This window comes from Streptomyces mutabilis, from assembly GCF_014649815.1.
Classification (GTDB): domain Bacteria; phylum Actinomycetota; class Actinomycetes; order Streptomycetales; family Streptomycetaceae; genus Streptomyces; species Streptomyces mutabilis.
This window is the reverse complement of sequence record NZ_BMTT01000274.1, coordinates 1-550: the sequence shown is the minus strand read 5'-3', so window position 1 is coordinate 550 and position 550 is coordinate 1. Positions and strand designations below refer to the sequence as shown.

General features: G+C 44.5%; 1 pseudogene. It reads left to right on the top strand.

Annotated elements, in window-relative coordinates:
- Positions 1-309: pseudogene (locus IE142_RS40310) on the top strand (hypothetical protein); the annotation flags it as partial.
- Between the last annotated feature and the right edge of the window lie 241 nt (positions 310-550).

Genomic DNA, 550 nt, shown 5'->3' with positions numbered 1-550 from the left:
CTAGTCGGCATGAATAGCGTGATTATGGATGGTGCGATCATTGGTGAGGAAAGTATTGTTGCCGCCATGAGCTTTGTGAAAGCGGGCTTTCAAGGGCAGGCGCGACAAATGTTAATGGGAAGCCCAGCAAAACATGTACGTGATATTAGCGACCAAGATATGCAGTGGAAACGTATGAACACTCGTGAATATCAAGATCTCACTGTTCGTTGTCGTCAAGGCTTAGTAGAAACGACACCATTAACAGCCCCTGAAGCTAATCGTCCTCGTTTAAGGGGCACGACAGAGGTAAAACCTAAAGGTCAATAAACCAACAGCGACAGGCACAACAAACGCCTGTCGTATTGCTTTATTTTAACACTCGGCTATCAATTAACGCCGTTGTGATTTTGACAACATCCATTGCCATTTTTGTTGGTGATTCAGCCCATGGGGGATCATAGCTGCTAATTTCTCTGGGGCGCTTAAACGACTTTTACTTTGCGTATGACCTTTTAAACGAGAGTAAAGAGCAGGATCAATATGACTGACTTTGATCATCCGTTGGCAT